Source organism: Pedobacter psychrotolerans (genome assembly GCF_004340665.1).
Lineage (GTDB): Bacteria > Bacteroidota > Bacteroidia > Sphingobacteriales > Sphingobacteriaceae > Pedobacter > Pedobacter psychrotolerans.
Map to the genome: position 1 here is coordinate 756942 of NZ_SLWO01000002.1, position 19173 is coordinate 776114.

18 protein-coding genes are annotated in these 19173 nt (G+C 37.0%); 15 read left to right on the top strand and 3 right to left on the bottom strand.

Annotated features, from left to right (window positions below; genetic code table 11):
- The first annotated feature begins 59 nt into the window (after positions 1 to 59).
- The 14 genes from plsX (at position 60) to ade (ending at position 13673) form a co-directional block, all read left to right on the top strand.
- On the top strand, positions 60 to 1001 hold the full coding sequence (gene plsX, locus EV200_RS06875; protein ID WP_132530444.1) for a phosphate acyltransferase PlsX: 942 nt from the start codon (positions 60 to 62) through the stop codon (positions 999 to 1001).
- Positions 1002 to 1015: 14 nt separating this feature from the next.
- On the top strand, positions 1016 to 2014 hold the full coding sequence (locus tag EV200_RS06880) for a beta-ketoacyl-ACP synthase III (protein ID WP_132530446.1): 999 nt from the start codon (positions 1016 to 1018) through the stop codon (positions 2012 to 2014).
- Positions 2015 to 2127: 113 nt separating this feature from the next.
- Positions 2128 to 2607, top strand: a complete 480-nt coding sequence (accB, locus tag EV200_RS06885; RefSeq protein WP_132530448.1) for an acetyl-CoA carboxylase biotin carboxyl carrier protein — start codon at positions 2128 to 2130, stop codon at positions 2605 to 2607.
- Positions 2608 to 2719: 112 nt separating this feature from the next.
- Positions 2720 to 4060, top strand: a complete 1341-nt coding sequence (gene accC / locus EV200_RS06890; RefSeq protein WP_132530450.1) for an acetyl-CoA carboxylase biotin carboxylase subunit — start codon at positions 2720 to 2722, stop codon at positions 4058 to 4060.
- Positions 4061 to 4155: 95 nt separating this feature from the next.
- On the top strand, positions 4156 to 4353 hold the full coding sequence (locus EV200_RS06895; protein WP_132530452.1) for a DUF2683 family protein: 198 nt from the start codon (positions 4156 to 4158) through the stop codon (positions 4351 to 4353).
- Positions 4344 to 4610, top strand: coding sequence for a Txe/YoeB family addiction module toxin (locus EV200_RS06900; protein ID WP_132530454.1), 267 nt, complete (start codon positions 4344 to 4346; stop codon positions 4608 to 4610). Before EV200_RS06895 ends, EV200_RS06900 begins: the two co-directional genes overlap by 10 nt.
- 104 nt (positions 4611 to 4714) lie before the next feature.
- Positions 4715 to 5599, top strand: a complete 885-nt coding sequence (gene tatC / locus EV200_RS06905) for a twin-arginine translocase subunit TatC (RefSeq protein ID WP_132530456.1) — start codon at positions 4715 to 4717, stop codon at positions 5597 to 5599.
- A gap of 45 nt (positions 5600 to 5644) precedes the next feature.
- On the top strand, positions 5645 to 6082 hold the full coding sequence (rpiB, locus tag EV200_RS06910) for a ribose 5-phosphate isomerase B (RefSeq protein ID WP_132530458.1): 438 nt from the start codon (positions 5645 to 5647) through the stop codon (positions 6080 to 6082).
- 26 nt (positions 6083 to 6108) lie between these two features.
- Positions 6109 to 7743, top strand: a complete 1635-nt coding sequence (locus EV200_RS06915) for a M28 family peptidase (protein ID WP_132530460.1) — start codon at positions 6109 to 6111, stop codon at positions 7741 to 7743.
- Positions 7744 to 7832: 89 nt separating this feature from the next.
- Positions 7833 to 9221, top strand: a complete 1389-nt coding sequence (locus EV200_RS06920) for a LutB/LldF family L-lactate oxidation iron-sulfur protein (protein ID WP_132530462.1) — start codon at positions 7833 to 7835, stop codon at positions 9219 to 9221.
- A gap of 92 nt (positions 9222 to 9313) precedes the next feature.
- Positions 9314 to 9532, top strand: coding sequence for a hypothetical protein (locus EV200_RS06925; RefSeq protein ID WP_132530464.1), 219 nt, complete (start codon positions 9314 to 9316; stop codon positions 9530 to 9532).
- Positions 9514 to 9903 (top strand): type II toxin-antitoxin system VapC family toxin, encoded by a 390-nt coding sequence (locus EV200_RS06930; RefSeq protein WP_132530466.1) that lies wholly within the window; start codon positions 9514 to 9516, stop codon positions 9901 to 9903. The genes EV200_RS06925 and EV200_RS06930 overlap by 19 nt, the downstream gene beginning before the upstream one ends.
- Before the next feature lie 20 nt (positions 9904 to 9923).
- Positions 9924 to 11900, top strand: coding sequence for an alpha-ketoacid dehydrogenase subunit alpha/beta (locus EV200_RS06935; protein ID WP_132530468.1), 1977 nt, complete (start codon positions 9924 to 9926; stop codon positions 11898 to 11900).
- Positions 11901 to 12035: 135 nt separating this feature from the next.
- Positions 12036 to 13673 carry an adenine deaminase gene (gene ade / locus EV200_RS06940; RefSeq protein WP_132530470.1) on the top strand — a complete coding sequence of 546 codons (1638 nt, stop codon included), beginning with the start codon at positions 12036 to 12038 and terminating at the stop codon, positions 13671 to 13673.
- A 163-nt stretch (positions 13674 to 13836) separates the two neighbouring features.
- Here the strand turns inward: ade and EV200_RS06945 are convergent, their stop codons facing one another.
- From EV200_RS06945 to EV200_RS22145, 3 genes are all read right to left on the bottom strand, one after another.
- The gene (locus EV200_RS06945) at positions 13837 to 14445 is read right to left on the bottom strand and encodes a SprT-like domain-containing protein (protein ID WP_229676792.1); all 609 of its coding nucleotides are present in this window, start codon (positions 14443 to 14445) and stop codon (positions 13837 to 13839) included.
- A gap of 88 nt (positions 14446 to 14533) precedes the next feature.
- The gene (locus EV200_RS06950; RefSeq protein ID WP_132530472.1) at positions 14534 to 14911 is read right to left on the bottom strand and encodes a GxxExxY protein; all 378 of its coding nucleotides are present in this window, start codon (positions 14909 to 14911) and stop codon (positions 14534 to 14536) included.
- Between the two features lie 77 nt (positions 14912 to 14988).
- A complete protein-coding gene (locus EV200_RS22145; protein WP_132530474.1) occupies positions 14989 to 17259 on the bottom strand; it encodes a helix-turn-helix domain-containing protein in 2271 nt (756 codons plus the stop codon).
- Between the two features lie 311 nt (positions 17260 to 17570).
- Here EV200_RS22145 and EV200_RS06960 point away from each other — a divergent pair, with 311 nt between their 5' ends.
- Positions 17571 to 19154 carry a peptide chain release factor 3 gene (locus tag EV200_RS06960; RefSeq protein ID WP_132530476.1) on the top strand — a complete coding sequence of 528 codons (1584 nt, stop codon included), beginning with the start codon at positions 17571 to 17573 and terminating at the stop codon, positions 19152 to 19154.
- Positions 19155 to 19173: the final 19 nt, after the last annotated feature.

Genomic DNA, 19173 nt, shown 5'->3' on the forward strand with positions numbered 1-19173 from the left:
TACCTTAGTCCACTGAAAATTTAGGATTTAACCTAACTTAACACAAACAGATTTTTTCGATGAAAATAGGCCTCGACATAATGGGCGGAGACTACGCTCCCAAAGCAATTGTTTTGGGAGCAATAGCAGCTCATCAATCGCTAAACGCCGGAGAACATATTGTTCTTATCGGTGATACCGAACAGATTAAACCCATTCTTGCAGAAGAAGGTTTTAATCCGGATCATTTTGAATACGTTCATACTGATGAAGTTATTGGTATGGGTGAACATCCCACCAAAGCAATCGTTCAGAAACCAAATTCGAGCATTGCGGTTGGTTTTAATCTTCTTAAAGAGGGTAAAATCGATTCATTCGCAAGTGCAGGTAATTCTGGCGCCATGTTAGTTGGCGCTGTATTCAGCGTTAAAACTATTCCGGGCATCATTCGTCCATGTTTGTGTTCCATTCTTCCAAAACTGAAAGGCGGTACAGGTCTGTTATTAGATGTGGGTGCCAATTCCGATTGTAAACCAGATATTTTATTGCAATTTGGTGTTTTAGGCAGCTTATATGCAGAAAATTTATTCAAAATAGATAATCCAAGGGTTGCTTTAATGAATATTGGCGAAGAAGATGAAAAAGGCAACATGCTTAGTATGGCTACTTTTCCTTTAATGAAAGAAACCGATCGGTTTAATTTTGTAGGTAATGTAGAAGGAAGGGATCTTTTTAATGATAAATCAGATGTAATTGTTTGCGATGGTTTTACTGGAAATGTAATGCTTAAATTAGCAGAATCTTTCTATGTAATCACGATCAAAAAAGGATTAAAAGATGAATTTTTCGATCGGTTTAACTACGAACAGTATGGTGGAAGTCCGGTTTTAGGCGTTAACGCTCCTGTTGTTATCGGACATGGAATTTCCAGTCCGTTAGCTGTTAAAAATATGGTTCTTCAATCCAGAGAAATGATTACTACAGGATTGGTAGAAAAAATTAGAGTGGCATTTAAAAATTAACAAAAATTCTTAAAATGAGTAAAATTCATGCTGCTATTACGGCAGTAAATGGTTACGTCCCCGACTATGTGCTCACCAACGCAGAGTTAGAAACCATGGTTGATACTTCTGACGAATGGATTACCAGCAGAACGGGTATTAAAGAACGTAGAATTTTAAAAGGTGAAGGTTTAGGCACATCAGATATGGCTGTTCATGCTGTAAATGGCTTGCTTAAGAAGAGAGGAATAGACGCAAAAGAAATTGAGCTCATTATTTTTTGTACCACTACCCCAGATTTTACTTTTCCGGCGACAGCCAACGTACTGGCAGATAAAATTGGTGCCATTAATGCCTGGGGTTACGATTTACAGGCCGCGTGCTCTGGTTTTTTATTTGGATTAGTAACAGGTGCATCTTTCGTAGAATCTGGAAGACATAAAAAAGTTTTAGTTGTTGGTGGAGATAAAATGTCATCTATCATCAATTATGAAGACCGTACCACTTGCATCATTTTTGGTGACGGTTGTGGTTGTGCTTTATTAGAACCCAACGAAGAAGGCCTGGGTGTTCAGGATTCTATCCTTAGAACTGATGGTGCAGGCCGAAATTTCCTGGGTATGAAAGGTGGCGGTTCAGTTCAGCCAGCTACGCACGAAAGCATTGATGCTAAACTACATTATGCACATCAGGAAGGTCCAACGGTATTTAAATTTGCGGTAACCAATATGGCAGATGTTGCTGCTGAAATTATGGAACGCAATAATCTAACTCCTAATGATGTAGCTTGGTTAGTGCCACATCAGGCCAATAAACGCATTATCGATGCCACGGCAAATCGGATGGGTGTAACATTGGATAAAGTAATGATCAATATTGAACGTTACGGAAATACCACTAACGGAACCATTCCATTATGCTTATGGGAATGGGAAAGCAGATTAAAAAAAGGCGACAACATTGTATTAGCGGCTTTTGGTGGTGGCTTTACATGGGGTTCAATTTACCTTAAATGGGCATACGATTCAAATTAGCCTCAGTCGGAAGTCGAAAGTCTTCAGTCTGTTAACTATAAAATTTAAAACAAAAAAAGTATAACTTAGTTAATTCATTTATACACTATTTTTTACATAACAAGGATTAAAAAATGGATATCAAACAAATACAGGAACTGATTAAATTTGTTTCTCGTTCTGGAGTAAACGAAGTTGCTATTGAGCAAGAAAACTTCAAGATTACGATTAAAACAAACCATGCACCAACAGTTGTGAATGCTACCGTACCACAAGCGCCGCTTGTACAGGCAGCGGCTCCGGTTGCTACAGCTCCTACTGCTCCAGTTGCGGCAACACCTGCTGTTCCAGCTACGGAAGAAGATGCATCAAAATACATTACCATTAAATCTCCAATGATTGGTACTTTTTACCGTTCAGCAAGTCCGGAAAAACCAATGTTTGTAAATGTTGGCGATGAGGTTGGTGTTGGTAAGGTTGTTTGTATCATAGAGGCTATGAAACTTTTTAATGAAATTGAAAGTGAAGTTTCAGGTCGTATCGTTAAAATTCTGGTTGATAATGCATCTCCGGTAGAATATGATCAACCATTATTTTTAGTAGAACCTATTTAATTGTAAACATTTACGTCACCCTGAATTTATTTCAGGGTCTTCTTTTTTAAATAGATGCTGAATTAAATTCAGCATGACGATTATTTTAAAACAGAGACGAAAAGGAAAAATTATGTTTAAAAAAATACTGATTGCCAACAGGGGGGAAATTGCATTACGTATTATCCGTACCTGTAAGGAAATGGGCATCAAAACGGTTGCTGTTTACTCTACCGCCGATCGCGAAAGTTTGCATGTACGTTTTGCTGATGAGGCTGTTTGTATTGGTCCTCCACCAAGTAAAGATTCTTATTTAAATATCCCTAATATCATCTCGGCTGCAGAATTAACTAATGCCGATGCCATTCACCCGGGTTACGGTTTCTTATCAGAAAATGCTAAGTTTTCTAATATTTGTCGTGAATATAACATCAAATTCATTGGTGCTACACCTGAACAAATCAATGGTATGGGCGATAAAGCCTCTGCAAAAGAAACGATGAAAATCGCAGGTGTTCCTACTATTCCTGGATCAGAAGGTTTGCTTACCAGCGTTAAAGAAGGTATTGCTATTGCTAACGAAATGGGTTATCCAATTATTTTAAAAGCTACTGCCGGTGGCGGTGGTCGCGGAATGAGGGTGGTTTGGAAAGATGAAGATTTTGAAAATGCATGGGATAGTGCACGTCAGGAATCTGGAGCCGCATTTGGTAATGATGGTTTATACTTAGAAAAATATATCGAAGATCCGCGCCACATTGAAATCCAGATTATTGGTGACCAATATGGTAAAGCTTGTCATTTATCAGAACGTGATTGCTCTATTCAACGCCGTCACCAGAAATTAGTGGAGGAATCTCCATCACCTTTTATGACGGACGAACTTCGTGTTAGAATGGGTGAAGCAGCCATTAAAGGTGCACAAGCTGTAAATTACGAAGGTGCAGGAACAATCGAATTTTTGGTTGATAAACACCGTAACTTCTATTTTATGGAAATGAATACACGTATTCAGGTAGAGCATCCGGTAACTGAAGAGGTGATTAACTTCGATTTAATCAAGGAACAAATTAAAGTGGCTGCCGGAATTCCAATTTCAGGTAAAAATTATTTTCCAAATATGCATGCCATTGAGTGTCGTATCAATGCAGAAGATCCTGCCAATAATTTCCGTCCTTCCCCAGGAAGAATTACCAATTTCCACTCTCCGGGCGGACATGGTGTTCGTGTAGATACGCATGTTTATGCTGGTTATTCCATTCCTTCAAATTACGATTCAATGATTGCAAAGTTGATTTGTGTGGCGCAAACCCGCGAAGAAGCCATATGTACCATGGAGCGTGCTTTAGGTGAATTTGTAATTGAAGGCATCAAAACTACCATTCCATTCCATTTACAATTGATGAAAGATCCTAATTTCAGAGCAGGAAATTTCACCACGAAATTCATGGAAACATTCGAATTTTCAGAATAAAATCTTACTAATAGATAAATATTAATCCCATTTTGGTAAAACAAAATGGGATTTTTGCTTATTTAAATTTTGGAATTATTTTATTAAATTTGATTATGGAAACATTAATTGTACATCCCGAAAATAAGGCTCAATTGAATGCTATAAAACAAGTTTTAAAAGCGATGAAAATTTCTTTCGAAAAAGAGGAAAAAGCATATAATCCTGAGTTTGTAGAAAAGATTTTACAAGGTGATAGGGATTTCGCAGAAGGAAAATTTACTAAAATTGATTTAGATAATCTATGGAAGTAGTTTTTCTTCCTACCGCTAATGAAGATTTAATCTTTTGGAAAAAATCAGGAAATATAACTATACAAAACAAAATTCATCAGCTGCTAATTGCAATAAGCAATTCACCATTTGAAGGCATTGGAAAACCTGAAGCATTAAAACATAAATTAACAGGAAAATGGTCAAGAAGAATAAATTCTGAACATAGAATTGTTTATGAAGTTTTAGAGAAGGAACAGATCATTAAAATACATTCCTTAAAAAGCCATTATAATTAATATTGAACTCAGTACCTGAAATTTTTAATAAAAGCATAAACTATTTCTATATTTAACACGTAAATACCATTCTATTCATTTAGAATGGTATTTTTGTTTTCAACATGAGCGACACTACAGAAAAAACATCCCTACGAAAAGCAATCGGGCAAAAAGGAACAACTTTAGAGGCAGAAATGTCATTTTTTGACCATCTTGACGTTCTTCGCAAGCATTTAATCAGAGCCGTAATTGCCATAGGTGTATTTACAGGTATCGCCTTTTACTTTAATGAAGAAATTTTAGATAAGGTTATTTTCGGTCCTAAAAAACCTGATTTCTGGACCTACAGAATGATGTGCAAACTGGTTGAAAATTTTCCATCACTGGGTAAAGATATGTGTATCACCAAAATTAATGGTGAAATTATCAATACTGAAATGGCAGGTCAGTTTAACTTGCAGCTAAATGTTTGTGTGATGTGTGGTATAATTGCAGGTTTCCCCTACTTGCTTTGGGAAATCTGGCGTTTCATTAAACCCGCTTTACACGAAAATGAACGTAAATCTGCCAGTGGATTTGTATTTTTCGCATCAGTTTTATTCATTATCGGTATTCTTTTCGGATACTTTGTTGTTTGTCCGCTTTCAGTTAATTTCCTAACAGGTTATACAGTAAGTGCAGAAATCAAAAATACCTTTACTGTAGATTCTTATCTTTCTTCTGTAGCTACACTAACCTTAGGAACTGGTATCATTTTCGAACTTCCAGTGATTATTTTCATCTTATCAAAATTGGGATTAATGACACCTAAGCTGATGAGATCAAGCAGAAGATACGCAGCGGTGATTATCTTGATTATAGCGGCCATTGTAACACCAACACCAGATATTATGACCATGTTGATTGTGGCCACACCTTTATTCTTATTATATGAATTAAGTATTTTCGTATCTGCATATATCGAAAGAAAGAAGAAAAAGGCAGATGCGGCTTTCTACGCTAACTAACAAAAACATTACGAACAGATTTTATAATTCTGTATAAATTTGAACATGTCTGAGACTAAGATAAAAATCGCTATTGGCGGAGATCATGCAGGCTTTGAATACAAGGAAGTGCTAAAGGATTTTTTAAAAGATTATGAAGTAAAAGATTTCGGACCGCATTCTTCAGCCTCAGTAGATTATCCAGACTTTGCACACTCAGTGGCTTCCGCCGTGGAAAATGGTGAATTTACTTATGGCATACTACTTTGCGGATCAGCTAATGGTGTAGCCATTACAGCCAATAAACATAGCGCAATCAGAGCTGGCCTATGTTGGGAAAACGAAGTTGCAGCATTGGTTCGCAAACATAATAATGCTAATGTTTTATGTATTCCAGCGAGATTTATATCAGAAGAACAGGCAAAAGAAATTACAACAACTTTTTTAAATACCGCATTTGAAGGTGGTCGTCATCAAATTAGAGTTGATAAAATTTCATGTTAACTAAAAACTCATCTAACTATTCAATAATGAACAAAAGAATTTTAACTCTTGGCTTAGCATCTTTCCTATCTGTAGGTTGCTTTGCGCAAGTTAAACCACTAATACCGAACAAAGATGCCATGCGTTTTAGCAAGGCAATTAATAAAGATAATGCTTACAAACACCTTTCAGTGCTGGCATCTGATGCGTATGAAGGTCGCGAGACTGGAAAAAAAGGTGCCTGGATGGCCGCAGATTACATTCGTGATTATTTCAAATCACTGGGTTTGAAAGGACCTGTTGATGGCAGTTATTTTCAAAAAATTGATTTGGTGAGTTATGCGTTGAGCGAAAACATGTTAACCATTAATGGCCAACCGAAAGTGGCATACAAAGACTTTGTTATTGCCAGCAATGCTGTAGGACTTAAAGGTTTTACTTTTAGCAGTGACGATTTGATTTTTGCTGGTTATGGTGTATCCAATGATAGTTATAATGATTACAATGGAATAGATGTAGCTGGAAAAATTGTGATGATCTTCGTAAATGGCGATCCAACAAAAACATTAGATCCAAATGATCGCCGTGCTATGATGATGGCAAGATCAAGAAAAATAAATTACCTGGCTCAAAATAAAGCAAAGGCCGTAATTTTAATTGATCCTGCTTTAGATAATCTTTCAGAAGAACGCAAAGCGGCCTATCTTTCTGGCCAAATGGTGATGAAATCAAAAGAAACTGTAGAAAGGATGGAGAAAATGAATCCCTTTACTTCCATTTCAATATCTACCGCCACGGCAGATGAAATTCTAAAAGTAGGCAGCACTTCAGTATCAGCCGTTCAAAATAAAATTGCAGATACCAAGCAACCAGCCTCTCAAACCATTAATGTCGCTATTTCTGCCAGCGCGATGAAAAAAGAAACGCCACTTCGCTGTGAGAATGTTTTAGGATTTTTAGAAGGTTCTGATCCTAAATTAAAAAAAGAAGTTTTAGTTTTAACCGGACACTACGATCATATAGGCATCACACCGGAAGCTCCAGGTGCTGATAAAATTAATAATGGTGCGGATGATGACGGTTCAGGAACTACTGGCGTGTTACTAATGGCTAAAGCATTTACAGATGCAAAAAAAGCAGGTAAAGGCCCGAAACGTAGTATTTTATTTATGACTGTTGTAGGTGAAGAAAAAGGACTTTGGGGATCTGATTGGTATTCAGAACATCCTGTATTCCCAATTGAAAATACGATTGCAGATTTAAATACAGATATGATTGGCCGTATAGGTGAAAAGTATTTGGGTAAACCAGATTCTGCCAACTATATTTACTCGGTAGGTTCAAAAATGTTAAGTTCAGAATTAGGTAGACTAAGTGAGCAGGTAAATGCGACCTATACTAAAATGATTCTGGATTATAAATATGATGATCCGAAGGATACTCAACGTATTTATTATCGTTCAGATCACTATAACTTTGCTAAACTGGGCATTCCGATTATTTTCTATTATGATGGTATGTTGGAACAAGATTACCACCAGCCTGGAGATGAAGTAAGTAAAATTAACTTCCCTTTATTGGCTAAAAGAGCACAGTTAACCTATTATACTGCATGGGAATTAGCCAATGGCGCTAAGCGACCAGCAGTAGATTTAGACGGAAAAGGCAATCCAAAGAAATAAGAAAGTCATAAAACGAGCCCCTTGATTATTCAGGGGGCTTTTTTATGCACATAGTTTTCGCCAGCAGCAGAAATTCATATCTTTGAAATATGATGAAGACTGCCGAGGAATTTTTAGAAAAATCTGATGAAAAAGCTTTCGATTTACCGCATCGTAAAACCATCAATTATAATATTGGTAAATACAATACAGCAGTAGAGCGTGGTTTATCAAAATTCGAAAACCTTGAGGCATCTAAAAAGAAGGCACATGTGATCAAATGGCGTGTGATGGAGAATCTCGATAAATTCTTACCAGAATTTGAATCGAATTTTCAACGTCGTGGTGGTAAAGTGATCTGGGCAAATGACGCTGCAGAAGCCCAAAGAGAAATCTTAAACATCATTCAAAAAAATAACGGTAAAACGGTAATCAAATCAAAATCGATGACGACCGAAGAAATTCATCTGAATGATTTTCTGGAAAGCAACCAAATAGAATCGTTAGAAAGTGATTTAGGTGAATACATTGTTCAATTACTTGGGCAGGCACCTTACCATATTGTTACGCCAGCCATGCATTTAAGTGCGACTGACATTGCAAAATTATTTCATGATAAGTTTGGAACGCCCATTGATGCCACACCGCCACAGCTTGTTCAAAAGGCACGTGAATTACTTCGTGATAAATATTTAAAAGCAGATATTGGCATTAGCGGTGGAAATTTCCTTATTGCTGATACCGGCAGTATTGCACTCACTGAAAATGAAGGGAATGCCCGTCTAAGTACTACTTTCCCAAAAATACACATTGCCATTGTAGGTATTGAAAAAGTAATCCCATCTATAGCAGACTTGGATTTATTCTGGCCACTATTGGCTTCACATGGCACGGGACAAAATTTAACAGTTTATAATACCATTTTAAGTGGACCACGTCAGCCAAATGAAACTGATGGCCCAGAGGAGATGTATGTAATCCTTTTAGATAATGGCCGCACCAATTTATTGGCACAAAAAGACCAGCGTCAAGGCTTATACTGCATCCGTTGCGGTGCTTGTTTAAATGCCTGTCCTGTTTATAAAAATATTGGCGGTCACACCTACAATACGACTTATAGTGGCCCTATTGGTTCGGTAATTACACCACACCTTAAAGGCATGGAAGAGTTTAAGCATTTAAGTTATGCCTCCAGTCTGTGTGGAAAATGCTCTGAAGTTTGTCCTGTTAAAATTGATATTCATAAAATGTTACTGCTTAACCGCCGGGATGCAGCCTCCACACACGAAAATGGCAAAATAGAAGAAATGGGATGGAGCATGTTCAACAGAATGATGCAGAAACGCAAATGGATGGATTTCTTCGGTGGAAAGTTTAAAAATTTGATGCTCAAAACTTTTTTTAAAAAGAGTTGGGGCAAATACCGTGAAATGCCGAAGGTTGCCGATAAATCTTTCTCAAAACAATGGGAAGAATTGAAAAAAAGTAGGGAGTCTTAATTAGGGGAATCTTTAGTCTCCTAATAGAAATGCTATTTAATCAAACTTATATTTTTGTATATTTGATATAGAGTGTAATAAATATATAAATTATGGATACGGTTTTGCTGGAAATTACAAATGAAAAGGCTTATAAACTCATACAGGATTTAGAAGCTTTGGATATTGTTAAAATTTTAGAGAAAAATGCAAAGCCAAAAGAAAGCCTTTCTAAGAGATTTGCAGGCTCTTTAAATCTTACCGATCAACAATATGAAGATTTCCAACAACATATTATAGATAGTAAGAGCGAATGGGAACGGGATATTTAATTGACACCAACGTTATTATAGGTTATTTAAATGGTAGAATCGAAAATAACGGAATGGCTTTTATGCATCCTATTATTGACAAGATTCCAAATATATCGGTAATAAATAAAATTGAAATCTTAAGATTTAATCCACCTGATGATAATTATAAAACATTGCTCGATTTTGTAAAATCAAGTAATGTTCTTAGTTTAACCGAAAATATTGTAGATAAAACAATTTCAATATGTCAGGTCAATAAAATCAAACTTCCTGATGCCATCATAGCAGCCACAGCAATAGTCAACAACCTTACATTAATTACAAGAACCACTTCTGATTTTAAAAAAATTGCTGATCTTGAATTTCTCAACCCATGGGATATTTCTTAAAGTCTTAATCCATACCAGCTATGCATTTCAACCGCTCTGATAAAGATGACAAATTCTTACTGAATTTATATAAAAGGCTGCTTTATCCCCGATTGGTAGAAGAGAAAATGCTGAAATTATTGCGCCAGGGTAGAATTGGCAAATGGTTTTCAGGCATTGGTCAGGAAGCCATCGCAGTTGGCAGTACCCTGGCCATGCAAAGCGATGAATATATCTTGCCCATGCACCGCAACCTGGGTGTTTTTACCTCACGCGATATTCCGCTAAAAAAATTAATGGCTCAATGGCAGGGCAAAATTACTGGTTTTACCAAAGGTCGTGATCGATCCTTCCATTTTGGCACACAAGAGTATAAGATTATAGGAATGATCTCCCACCTTGGTCCGCAGATGGCCTTAGCCGATGGTATAGCACTGGCAGATGTATTGCGCAAGCAACCCAAAGCTACATTGGTTTATACCGGAGAAGGTGCAACCAGTGAAGGTGATTTTCATGAAGCAGTTAATGTAGCTTCAGTTTGGAATCTTCCCGTTATTTTTCTGATTGAGAATAATGGCTACGGATTATCTACACCAAAATCAGAACAGTTCAGGTGCAAAAATTTAGTTGACAAGGCAATAGGTTACGGAATAGAGGGTATTCAAATTGATGGAAACAATATCCTTGAAGTTTACAATACCATCAACCAGTTGGCAAATGAGATCAGGAAAGACCCACGCCCGGTACTCGTAGAATGTCTTACTTTCAGAATGCGTGGACATGAAGAGGCATCAGGTACCAAATACGTTCCGCAAGAATTATTTGATGAATGGGAAAAGAAAGACCCCTTAAGTAATTATGAATCCTATTTAATTGAGCAGGGTATTTTAACACCTGATTTAGTTATAGATTTCAAAATTAAGTTTAAAACAGATATTGAGTTAGACATTGAAGAAGCCTTTAATGAACCGGAAGCAGAGGCAGGTGCCAGTCACGAAGAAGCTGATATGTATTTTCCCTTCACTCAACAGATTACGGAACCAGGAACGTCATTAACTGAAAAGCGATATCTCGATGCCATAAGCGAAGGCTTGGATTTAGCGATGCAAAAATATCCAAATCTGGTTTTAATGGGCCAAGACATTGCAGAATATGGAGGTGCCTTTAAAATCACTGATGGCTTTACCACAAAATATGGCAAAGAAAGGGTAAGAAATACGCCAATCTGCGAATCTGCCATTGTTGGTGCGGGCTTAGGTCTTTCCATCAATGGTTATAAAGCCGTAGTAGAAATGCAGTTTGCAGATTTTGTTACGGTTGGCTTTAATCAGATTGTAAATAACCTGGCCAAAACACATTACCGCTGGGGTGAAAAGGCAGATGTAGTGGTACGTATGCCCACAGGGGCTGGAACGGGTGCTGGTCCTTTTCACTCACAAAGTAATGAGGCCTGGTTTACCAAAACACCTGGTTTGAAAATTGTATATCCGGCTTTTCCGGCAGATGCAAAAGGATTGTTGTTGGCTGCAATAGAAGATCCAAATCCCGTGCTTTACTTCGAACATAAATATTTATATAGAAGTTTAACAGCTCCTGTTCCCGATGGTTATTACACAACAGCAATTGGAAAAGCTGTTACACTGGCCTGGGGAAATAAATTTACCATTATCACTTATGGTTTAGGTGTACATTGGGCTTTAGATTACATCAAAAACAATCCATTATGTGATGCGACCTTAATTGATTTAAGAACATTACAACCCTGGGATAAAGAAACTGTTACAAGAGCAGTAAAAACCACAGGAAGAGTTTTAATTTTGCATGAAGATACGCTTACCAATGGGTTTGGTGCAGAAATCTCCGCATGGATAGGCGAACATTGTTTTTCGGATTTAGATGCACCTGTGATGCGCTGTGCCAGTTTAGATACGGCTATTCCCATGAGCAAAGTCTTGGAAGACGATTTTTTAGCAAAGGCAAGATTAGCAAAAACAATAGATAAATTATTGAAATATTAGAGCATTTTTTGCCGTCTTGTCATGTTGACCTGTAGCCAAGCGGAAAGCTACGAAGTAAATCTATTTCAGCATTTTAATTGCTTTTGACCTGAAATGAATTCAGGGTGACGACCGTGCAAAACAAATTATAAAAAAATGAACAATTTTAAAGTCGAAGGAAATATAGTTGACATCACAAAGCGAAAAATTTTCTTTGGTGAAGTAGAGGTTGAAAAAGGAAAGATAAAATCAGTTAGAGAGATTTCTGAGCAGAAAGAAAGTGCTCATTTTATTACGCCAGGCTTTATTGATAGCCATGTACATATTGAAAGCAGCATGCTCATTCCAAGTGAATTTGCCCGGTTAGCTGTGAATCATGGAACAGTTGCCACCATTAGCGACCCCCACGAAATTGCCAACGTTTGTGGCATAGAAGGTGTTGAATTCATGATAAACAATGGCAATACCGTTCCTTTTAAGTTTAATTTCGGTGCACCCAGCTGCGTGCCTGCTACCATCTTTGAAACGGCAGGTGCCGAGCTCAACCATGATGACGTAAAAGCACTCTTAATGCGCCCGGAAATAAAATACCTTAGTGAAATGATGAATTTTCCGGGTGTGCTTCACAAAGACAAAGAAGTTTTAATGAAAATTGCCGCAGCACATGAACTCGGTAAACCTGTAGATGGACATGCACCAGGTTTACGTGGCGATGCTGTTCAACAATATATTGATGCTGGTATATCCACAGATCATGAATGTTTTACAGCTGATGAAGCACTGGATAAACTACAGCGTGGGATGAAAATCCTCATCCGTGAAGGAAGTGCTGCTAAAAATTTTGAGGCATTGATCGATCTATTACATGAATGGCCGGAAATGATGATGTTTTGTAGCGATGACAAACATCCTGATAGTCTGGTCGAAAATCACATTAATGCCCTTTGTGCAAGAGCTGTTGCCAAAGGAATTAATATTTTCAATATTCTCCAGGCTGCTTGTATTAATCCAATCATTCATTATAAACTGGACGTTGGCCAGCTACAAGTGGGCGATTTTGCAGATTTTATTGTTATTGAAGATTTGAAAAATTTCGAGGTTAAACAAACTTACATTGACGGAATTTTGCTTGCAGAAAATGGAAAAATTGTTGGTGATTGGATAAAACATACGCCAGAACAGGAATCTGTAAATCACTTCCAGTGTAGCTTTAAAAAAATGGAAGAATTTAAATTTCCTTATACTGGTCAGACAGAAATTGCGGTAATTGAAGCTTTAGATGGCCAATTAATTACAAATAGGCTTTCAGCAAAACCCCATGTTTTTGAGCAAAATATGGTTAGCGATGTAGAAAATGATGTATTGAAAATGGTAGTAGTTAACCGCTATCAGGATGCGCCAATTGCAATTTCATTTGTAAAAAACTTCGGTTTAAAAAATGGTGCAATTGCATCAAGTGTAGCCCATGACAGTCATAATATTATTGCAGTTGGTGTAGATGACCAGAGCATTTGTGAAGCTGTAAATCTGGTGATCAAAGAAACTGGAGGAGTAGCCGCCTTAGGCTTTGGAAAAGAAATAGTTTTAGCTTTGCCAGTTGCAGGTTTGATGAGTAATATAAATGGTTATCAAGTGGCTGAAAGTTATACTTTAATAGATCAGTTTGCTAAAGATTTGGGTTCTACGCTTCTCGCTCCATTCATGACCCTTTCTTTTATGGCTTTACTTGTTATTCCACGTTTAAAATTAAGTGATAAAGGATTATTTGATGGTGATAAGTTCGAGTTTGTTTAATAAAACCGTCAATTGCGAGGCATGAAGAAATTCTACAGCAAGAGCTATAATGGTTGGTGCATTAAGATTGCTTCATGCCTTGGAACGGCGAACACTATAAATTTTCTATATTATTTACCTATAATGCTGAAACAAGTTCAGCAAGACGATCGCAGAAAAAAAATTATTCTACCACAAAAACCTCAGCCAAAGGATTAAATAAGTATAGCCGTTTATCATCTAAACAGATACAACGGTACCGTTTTCTGATCCGTTCGCCTTTGATAAAGCGTCTGCCATCTTTAATTCTAAAGGTAGTATTAATGGGTATTTGCTCTAAATGCAGTGTTTCTGTTTTATTCGTATCATACCTTTTTAAAGCACGTGATAAATTTAAATCCGAACAACTGGAAGCAGCAGGATTTGACATGTAATTATCAATGGCCAGATGAATATCCGCAGGAAAAACCTTCATCTCAAAAAAAGGAACCATCATCCGCTGGAAGTTCTTTTTCCATTCTGAACCATGAGGTTTTACTTTGTTTTTAAAGTCGTTCCAGGTTAAAAGATGTGCAAATTCATGAACGGTGGTGACCAGAAAAGCGTAGTGATTAAGGTTGAAATTTACGGAAATGCGATGGCCTTTATCGCGAAAAGGATGACGATAATCGCCTAATTTCGTAGAACGGGTTTTAGCAATTTTAAATTCACACTGAAAATAATCAATCCACTTTGCAATTAGCGGTGCGGCCTCGACAGGCATATATTGCGCTAATAAATCAACTTTCTTCACGAATGCTAAGGTAAGTATTTTTGTATTTCTTACCACAGAGGGCATAAAGATTTACACAGAGAAACGGAGTTTTAACAGACAAGTTTTATCAGTAACCGTTCACAACTCGTTTAATACCATCTTTTAACCTTAAAACATTGAAATTCATTAAAAGTCCAAATCTATAGCCGCCCAATTTCATATAAGTTAATGTTTGAGCCAAATGAATATCTGCTAGTCGCTCTATGCTTTTCAACTCTAATACTAAACTATTCTCTACTAAAATATCAATTCGATAACCACAATCCAACTTTACATCTTCAAATCGCAGGGGCATCATTTTTTCTTTTTCAACCTGAAAACCTGCTTTATCAATTTTATAAAACAAACATTCTTTGTAAGCACTTTCAAGCAATCCCGGACCAAGACCTGTATGAACATCTATAGCCAACCCAATAATTGTTCTTGTTAATAAATCTTCTTTCATAATACTTTGTGTTCTCCGTGCCTTACTCTGTTCTCTCTGTGGTAAAAAATTCCTCGAATTTCTTTGCGGTTAAATCATTATTCTTCCGATGGGAACAACGAAGCCAATACCATTTTAATCTCACCAAAAGAATAATCTTTCCCAAGAAACTCCCGGATAGTAGACATTGATTTTGTTTTCTGACTTTCTACCGCATCTGCAATATTCTTGATTTTATTAGGCTTCACCAATTTGGTAACATCCAGTTGTTGAGTAGAAACATAGTACGCCAAATGACCTTCAATGGTACCGACTGAAAAGCCACGTTCTTTTGCAATTTCTTCTAAGCTTTTTCCCTGTTCATACAGTTCGAAACTAACCAGTTTGGTATCAATTTTTGGTTCTTTCTTTTTCTTTTCAACTGCAGATTTCACTTTCAGTGTTTCACCTTTTAATTGAATAGCCTTTTGCAATTGTTGATTCCGCTCCGAAGTATTTAATAGCGCCTCTGTATCTGCTTTGCTAAATTCTTTCCCCGCAATAAGCGCCTGTAATAAAGCCTTGCTTTTATGCATTTTTTTTAGCTGTTCATACACCAGAATCTCCAGTTCAAGCAGTTCGGTTACATAGGTTTTAATTTGTTTTTCTTCTTTTACAGCTTCAATTTGAGCCAGAAAACGATCTGAAATTTCCTTGACTAAAGGATTAAAATATTTTAATGCAGCCTCTACCCTTTTGGATACATTAAATAAAGTATACTCCGTTTGCTCAGAAAAAAGATTTTTAAGTTGGTTCACAAAAGTATCAGCGGTAGCGGTGATTTTCTGAAAATCAGCGTATACTGTATTTGTCCAATCTTCATGTTTTTGCTTGGCAGATTTGTTTTCACTTTTATCAAAAGTTTGACTGTGTTCCTTTAAATAATACCGGATTAGGTTCAAATCAAATGCCGCAAAAAGATAACTCCGGATAAAGGTATAACTCTCTACACTGATCTGCTCATGCAGTACTTCTGATGGTTGCTTAGTTTTAGAAAAATAGTGCACATTCTGATCTTGCTGCAAACCACTATCCCGAAGGTGAGAGGTTAAAACCAAACCATTTAAAGAACGTAAACGTGATAGTGCAACATAGGCCTGACCCGGAGCGAAGGCATCGCCAACATCAATAATGGCTTTATCAAAAGTTAAACCCTGACTTTTGTGTACTGTGATTGCCCAGGCGAGTTTTATAGGATATTGAATAAATGAACCTGCAACATTTTCTTTAATTTCATTGGTTGCTTCATCCAATTTATATTTCACATTTTCCCAGGTGTATGGCGAAATCTGGATCACTACTTTATCTTCAGGAAGTTCAATTTCCACAATATCCTTCTCTATGTGATGTACGACTCCGATTTTACCATTATAATAACGCTTTTCGGCGGTCATATCATTTTTAATGAACATTACCTGTGCACCAACTTTTAATTCTAGGCTTTTATCATTAGGGTATGCATATTCATTAAATTCACCCTGAACTTTTGCTTCAAAAAAATATGATTTATTTTGGAGTTGTGTTAATCTTTCACGATTAATGCTATCTGCCTTATTGTTATGAGTGGTTAAGGTAATATAATTATCATCTGCCGAAGGTTTAAAATCCTGCTTAAAATGCTGCCTTAATAAAGCGGTATCTTCTGGTGTGATTTTATTATTCCGCAGGTTGTTCAACAGATCTATAAAAACGGCATCATCCTGACGGTAAATTTTCTCAAGTTCAATATAAACTGGTGGATTATCCTGTAAGGCCAGTGCATCGAAAAAATAAATGCTCTTATAAAATTTGGCCATGATGCGCCACTCATCATTTTTTACAACAGGAGGTAATTGGTGTAAATCTCCAATAAAGAGCAATTGTACTCCACCAAACGGAAGATTTCGGTTCCGACGCACATAACGTAAAGCGAAATCAATGGCATCAAGCATATCTGCCCGCAACATACTCACCTCATCAATCACCAATAATTCCAATTCTTGCAACATGCGGCGTTTATTCCCTTGCATGTTCATGTGCTTTATCAGCGTTTTGGATGTATTAAAGTTGAAATTAATATTTTCATTAATCAAGGCACCTGCCGCATCTGGTAAGTAAGCACCAAAAGGAAGTTGAAAAAGCGAGTGAATGGTTACCCCCGATGCGTTGATGGCGGCAATACCTGTCGGCGCCACTATCAAGGCTTTTTTATGGGTAAGTTTAATCAGCTTACGTAAGAAAGTGGTTTTACCCGTACCTGCTTTTCCGGTTAAGAAAACATGTTTTGAGGTATAATTCACAAATTTAGCCGCAATTTCTGCAGGCATAGAAGTTTCTTCTAAAGTGGGCATCGGCAGTAAAATTTTAGTCAGCAATAATCGGAGGGATGAATAAAGCTAAACATTTTAGCACAAAACTAAACAATGATTGCTTAGAAATTTTAAATTTAACGGATAATTTTAAGTTAATACCAGTGGAGACTGATTTGAATAAACTTGCTTTTTAATTTTTAACAACTGCAATCTGTTTTCAATTAAACAGTTAACCAAATCACTCATCTTTTTCTTATCTTTGCCGCCTGATGAAACAACAATATCAACTTCTTATCGCTGTTAAATTCCTTTAACAAGGTTTCATCACTTTTTACACCCAAAATTTTATTATGCTTAACCCTGAAATAGAAAAACGTAAAACCTTTGCCATTATTAGTCACCCCGATGCGGGAAAAACCACATTAACAGAAAAGTTTCTGCTTTTTGGCGGTGCCATTAACACTGCTGGTGCGGTAAAAAGGAATAAAGCAAATCAAAGCAATACTTCCGATTTTATGGAGATTGAAAAGCAACGTGGTATCTCGGTTGCAACTTCGGTGATGGGTTTTGAATATAGTGGCAAGCGCATCAACATTTTAGATACGCCTGGTCACAAAGATTTTGCTGAAGATACTTATAGAACATTATCGGCTGTCGATAGTGTAATTCTTGTAGTTGACTGTGTGAAAGGTGTGGAAGAGCAGACCGAAAAGCTAATGTCGGTTTGCCGGATGCGGAATACACCAGTGATCATTTTTATTAACAAAATGGATCGTGAAGGTAAAGAGGCTTACGATTTATTGGATGAGATTGAGGAAAAACTGAATATTAGTTTATGCCCACTTTCCTGGCCTATCGGGCAAGGCCATACTTTTAAAGGTGTTTATAGTATTTACAACAAACATTTAAATTTATTCAACTCTGATAAAACAAAGGTAACCGACTCAGTAGTAGCGGCAAATGATTTGAATGATCCATCGTTATTAAATTACCTTAAAGAAAACGAAATTAATAACCTGAAAGATGATGTGGAGTTGGTTGATGGGATTTATGGCAAAATTGATAAGGATTTATATACCGAAGGTTTAGTTGCGCCTGTATTCTTTGGAAGTGCAATTAATAATTTCGGGATCAAGGAGTTACTGGATACCTTTATAGATATTGCGCCAAGTCCGAGGCTACGTGAGGCTGAAGAGCGTGATGTGTTGGTTGAAGAGAAAAATTTCAGTGGATTTGTATTTAAAATCCATGCCAACTTAGATCCGAAACACCGCGATAGAATTGCCTTTTTAAGGATCTGTTCTGGCAAGTTTGAGCGAAATAAATTCTATTACCATACCCGTCAGGATAAGAAACTTAAATTCTCAAACCCGATGGATTTCATGGCAAATGAAAAAAGCATCGTAGAAGAAGCTTGGCCAGGTGATGTGGTGGGTTTATATGATAGCGGTAACTTTAAAATCGGCGACACCTTAACCGAAGGTGAAAAATTGCAATTTAAAGGGATTCCGAGTTTCTCTCCATCAATCTTTAAAGAAGTAGAAAACATGGATCCGATGCGCACCAAACAACTGGAAAAAGGCATCGAGCAGTTAACAGATGAAGGTGTGGCGCAATTATTTGTGATGCAACCCGGAAACAGGAAAGTAATTGGTGCAGTTGGCGAACTTCAGTTCGAGGTAATCAACTTCAGGTTAGAGCACGAATATGGTGCAAAATGTCGTTTTCGTACATTGAGTTACACCCGTTCAAGCTGGGTAACTTCTACAGACAAAAAGAAACTGGATGAATTTGTAAAACGGAAACAACAACATATTGGTTTTGATAAGGAAGCTAATCCGGTATATCTGGCGGATAGTGAATACATGATTAATTTAACCAAACAGGATTATCCAGATATTGAATTCCATAAAACCAGTGAGTTTAAAAACTAAGTCCAAACCTCACAGGTTT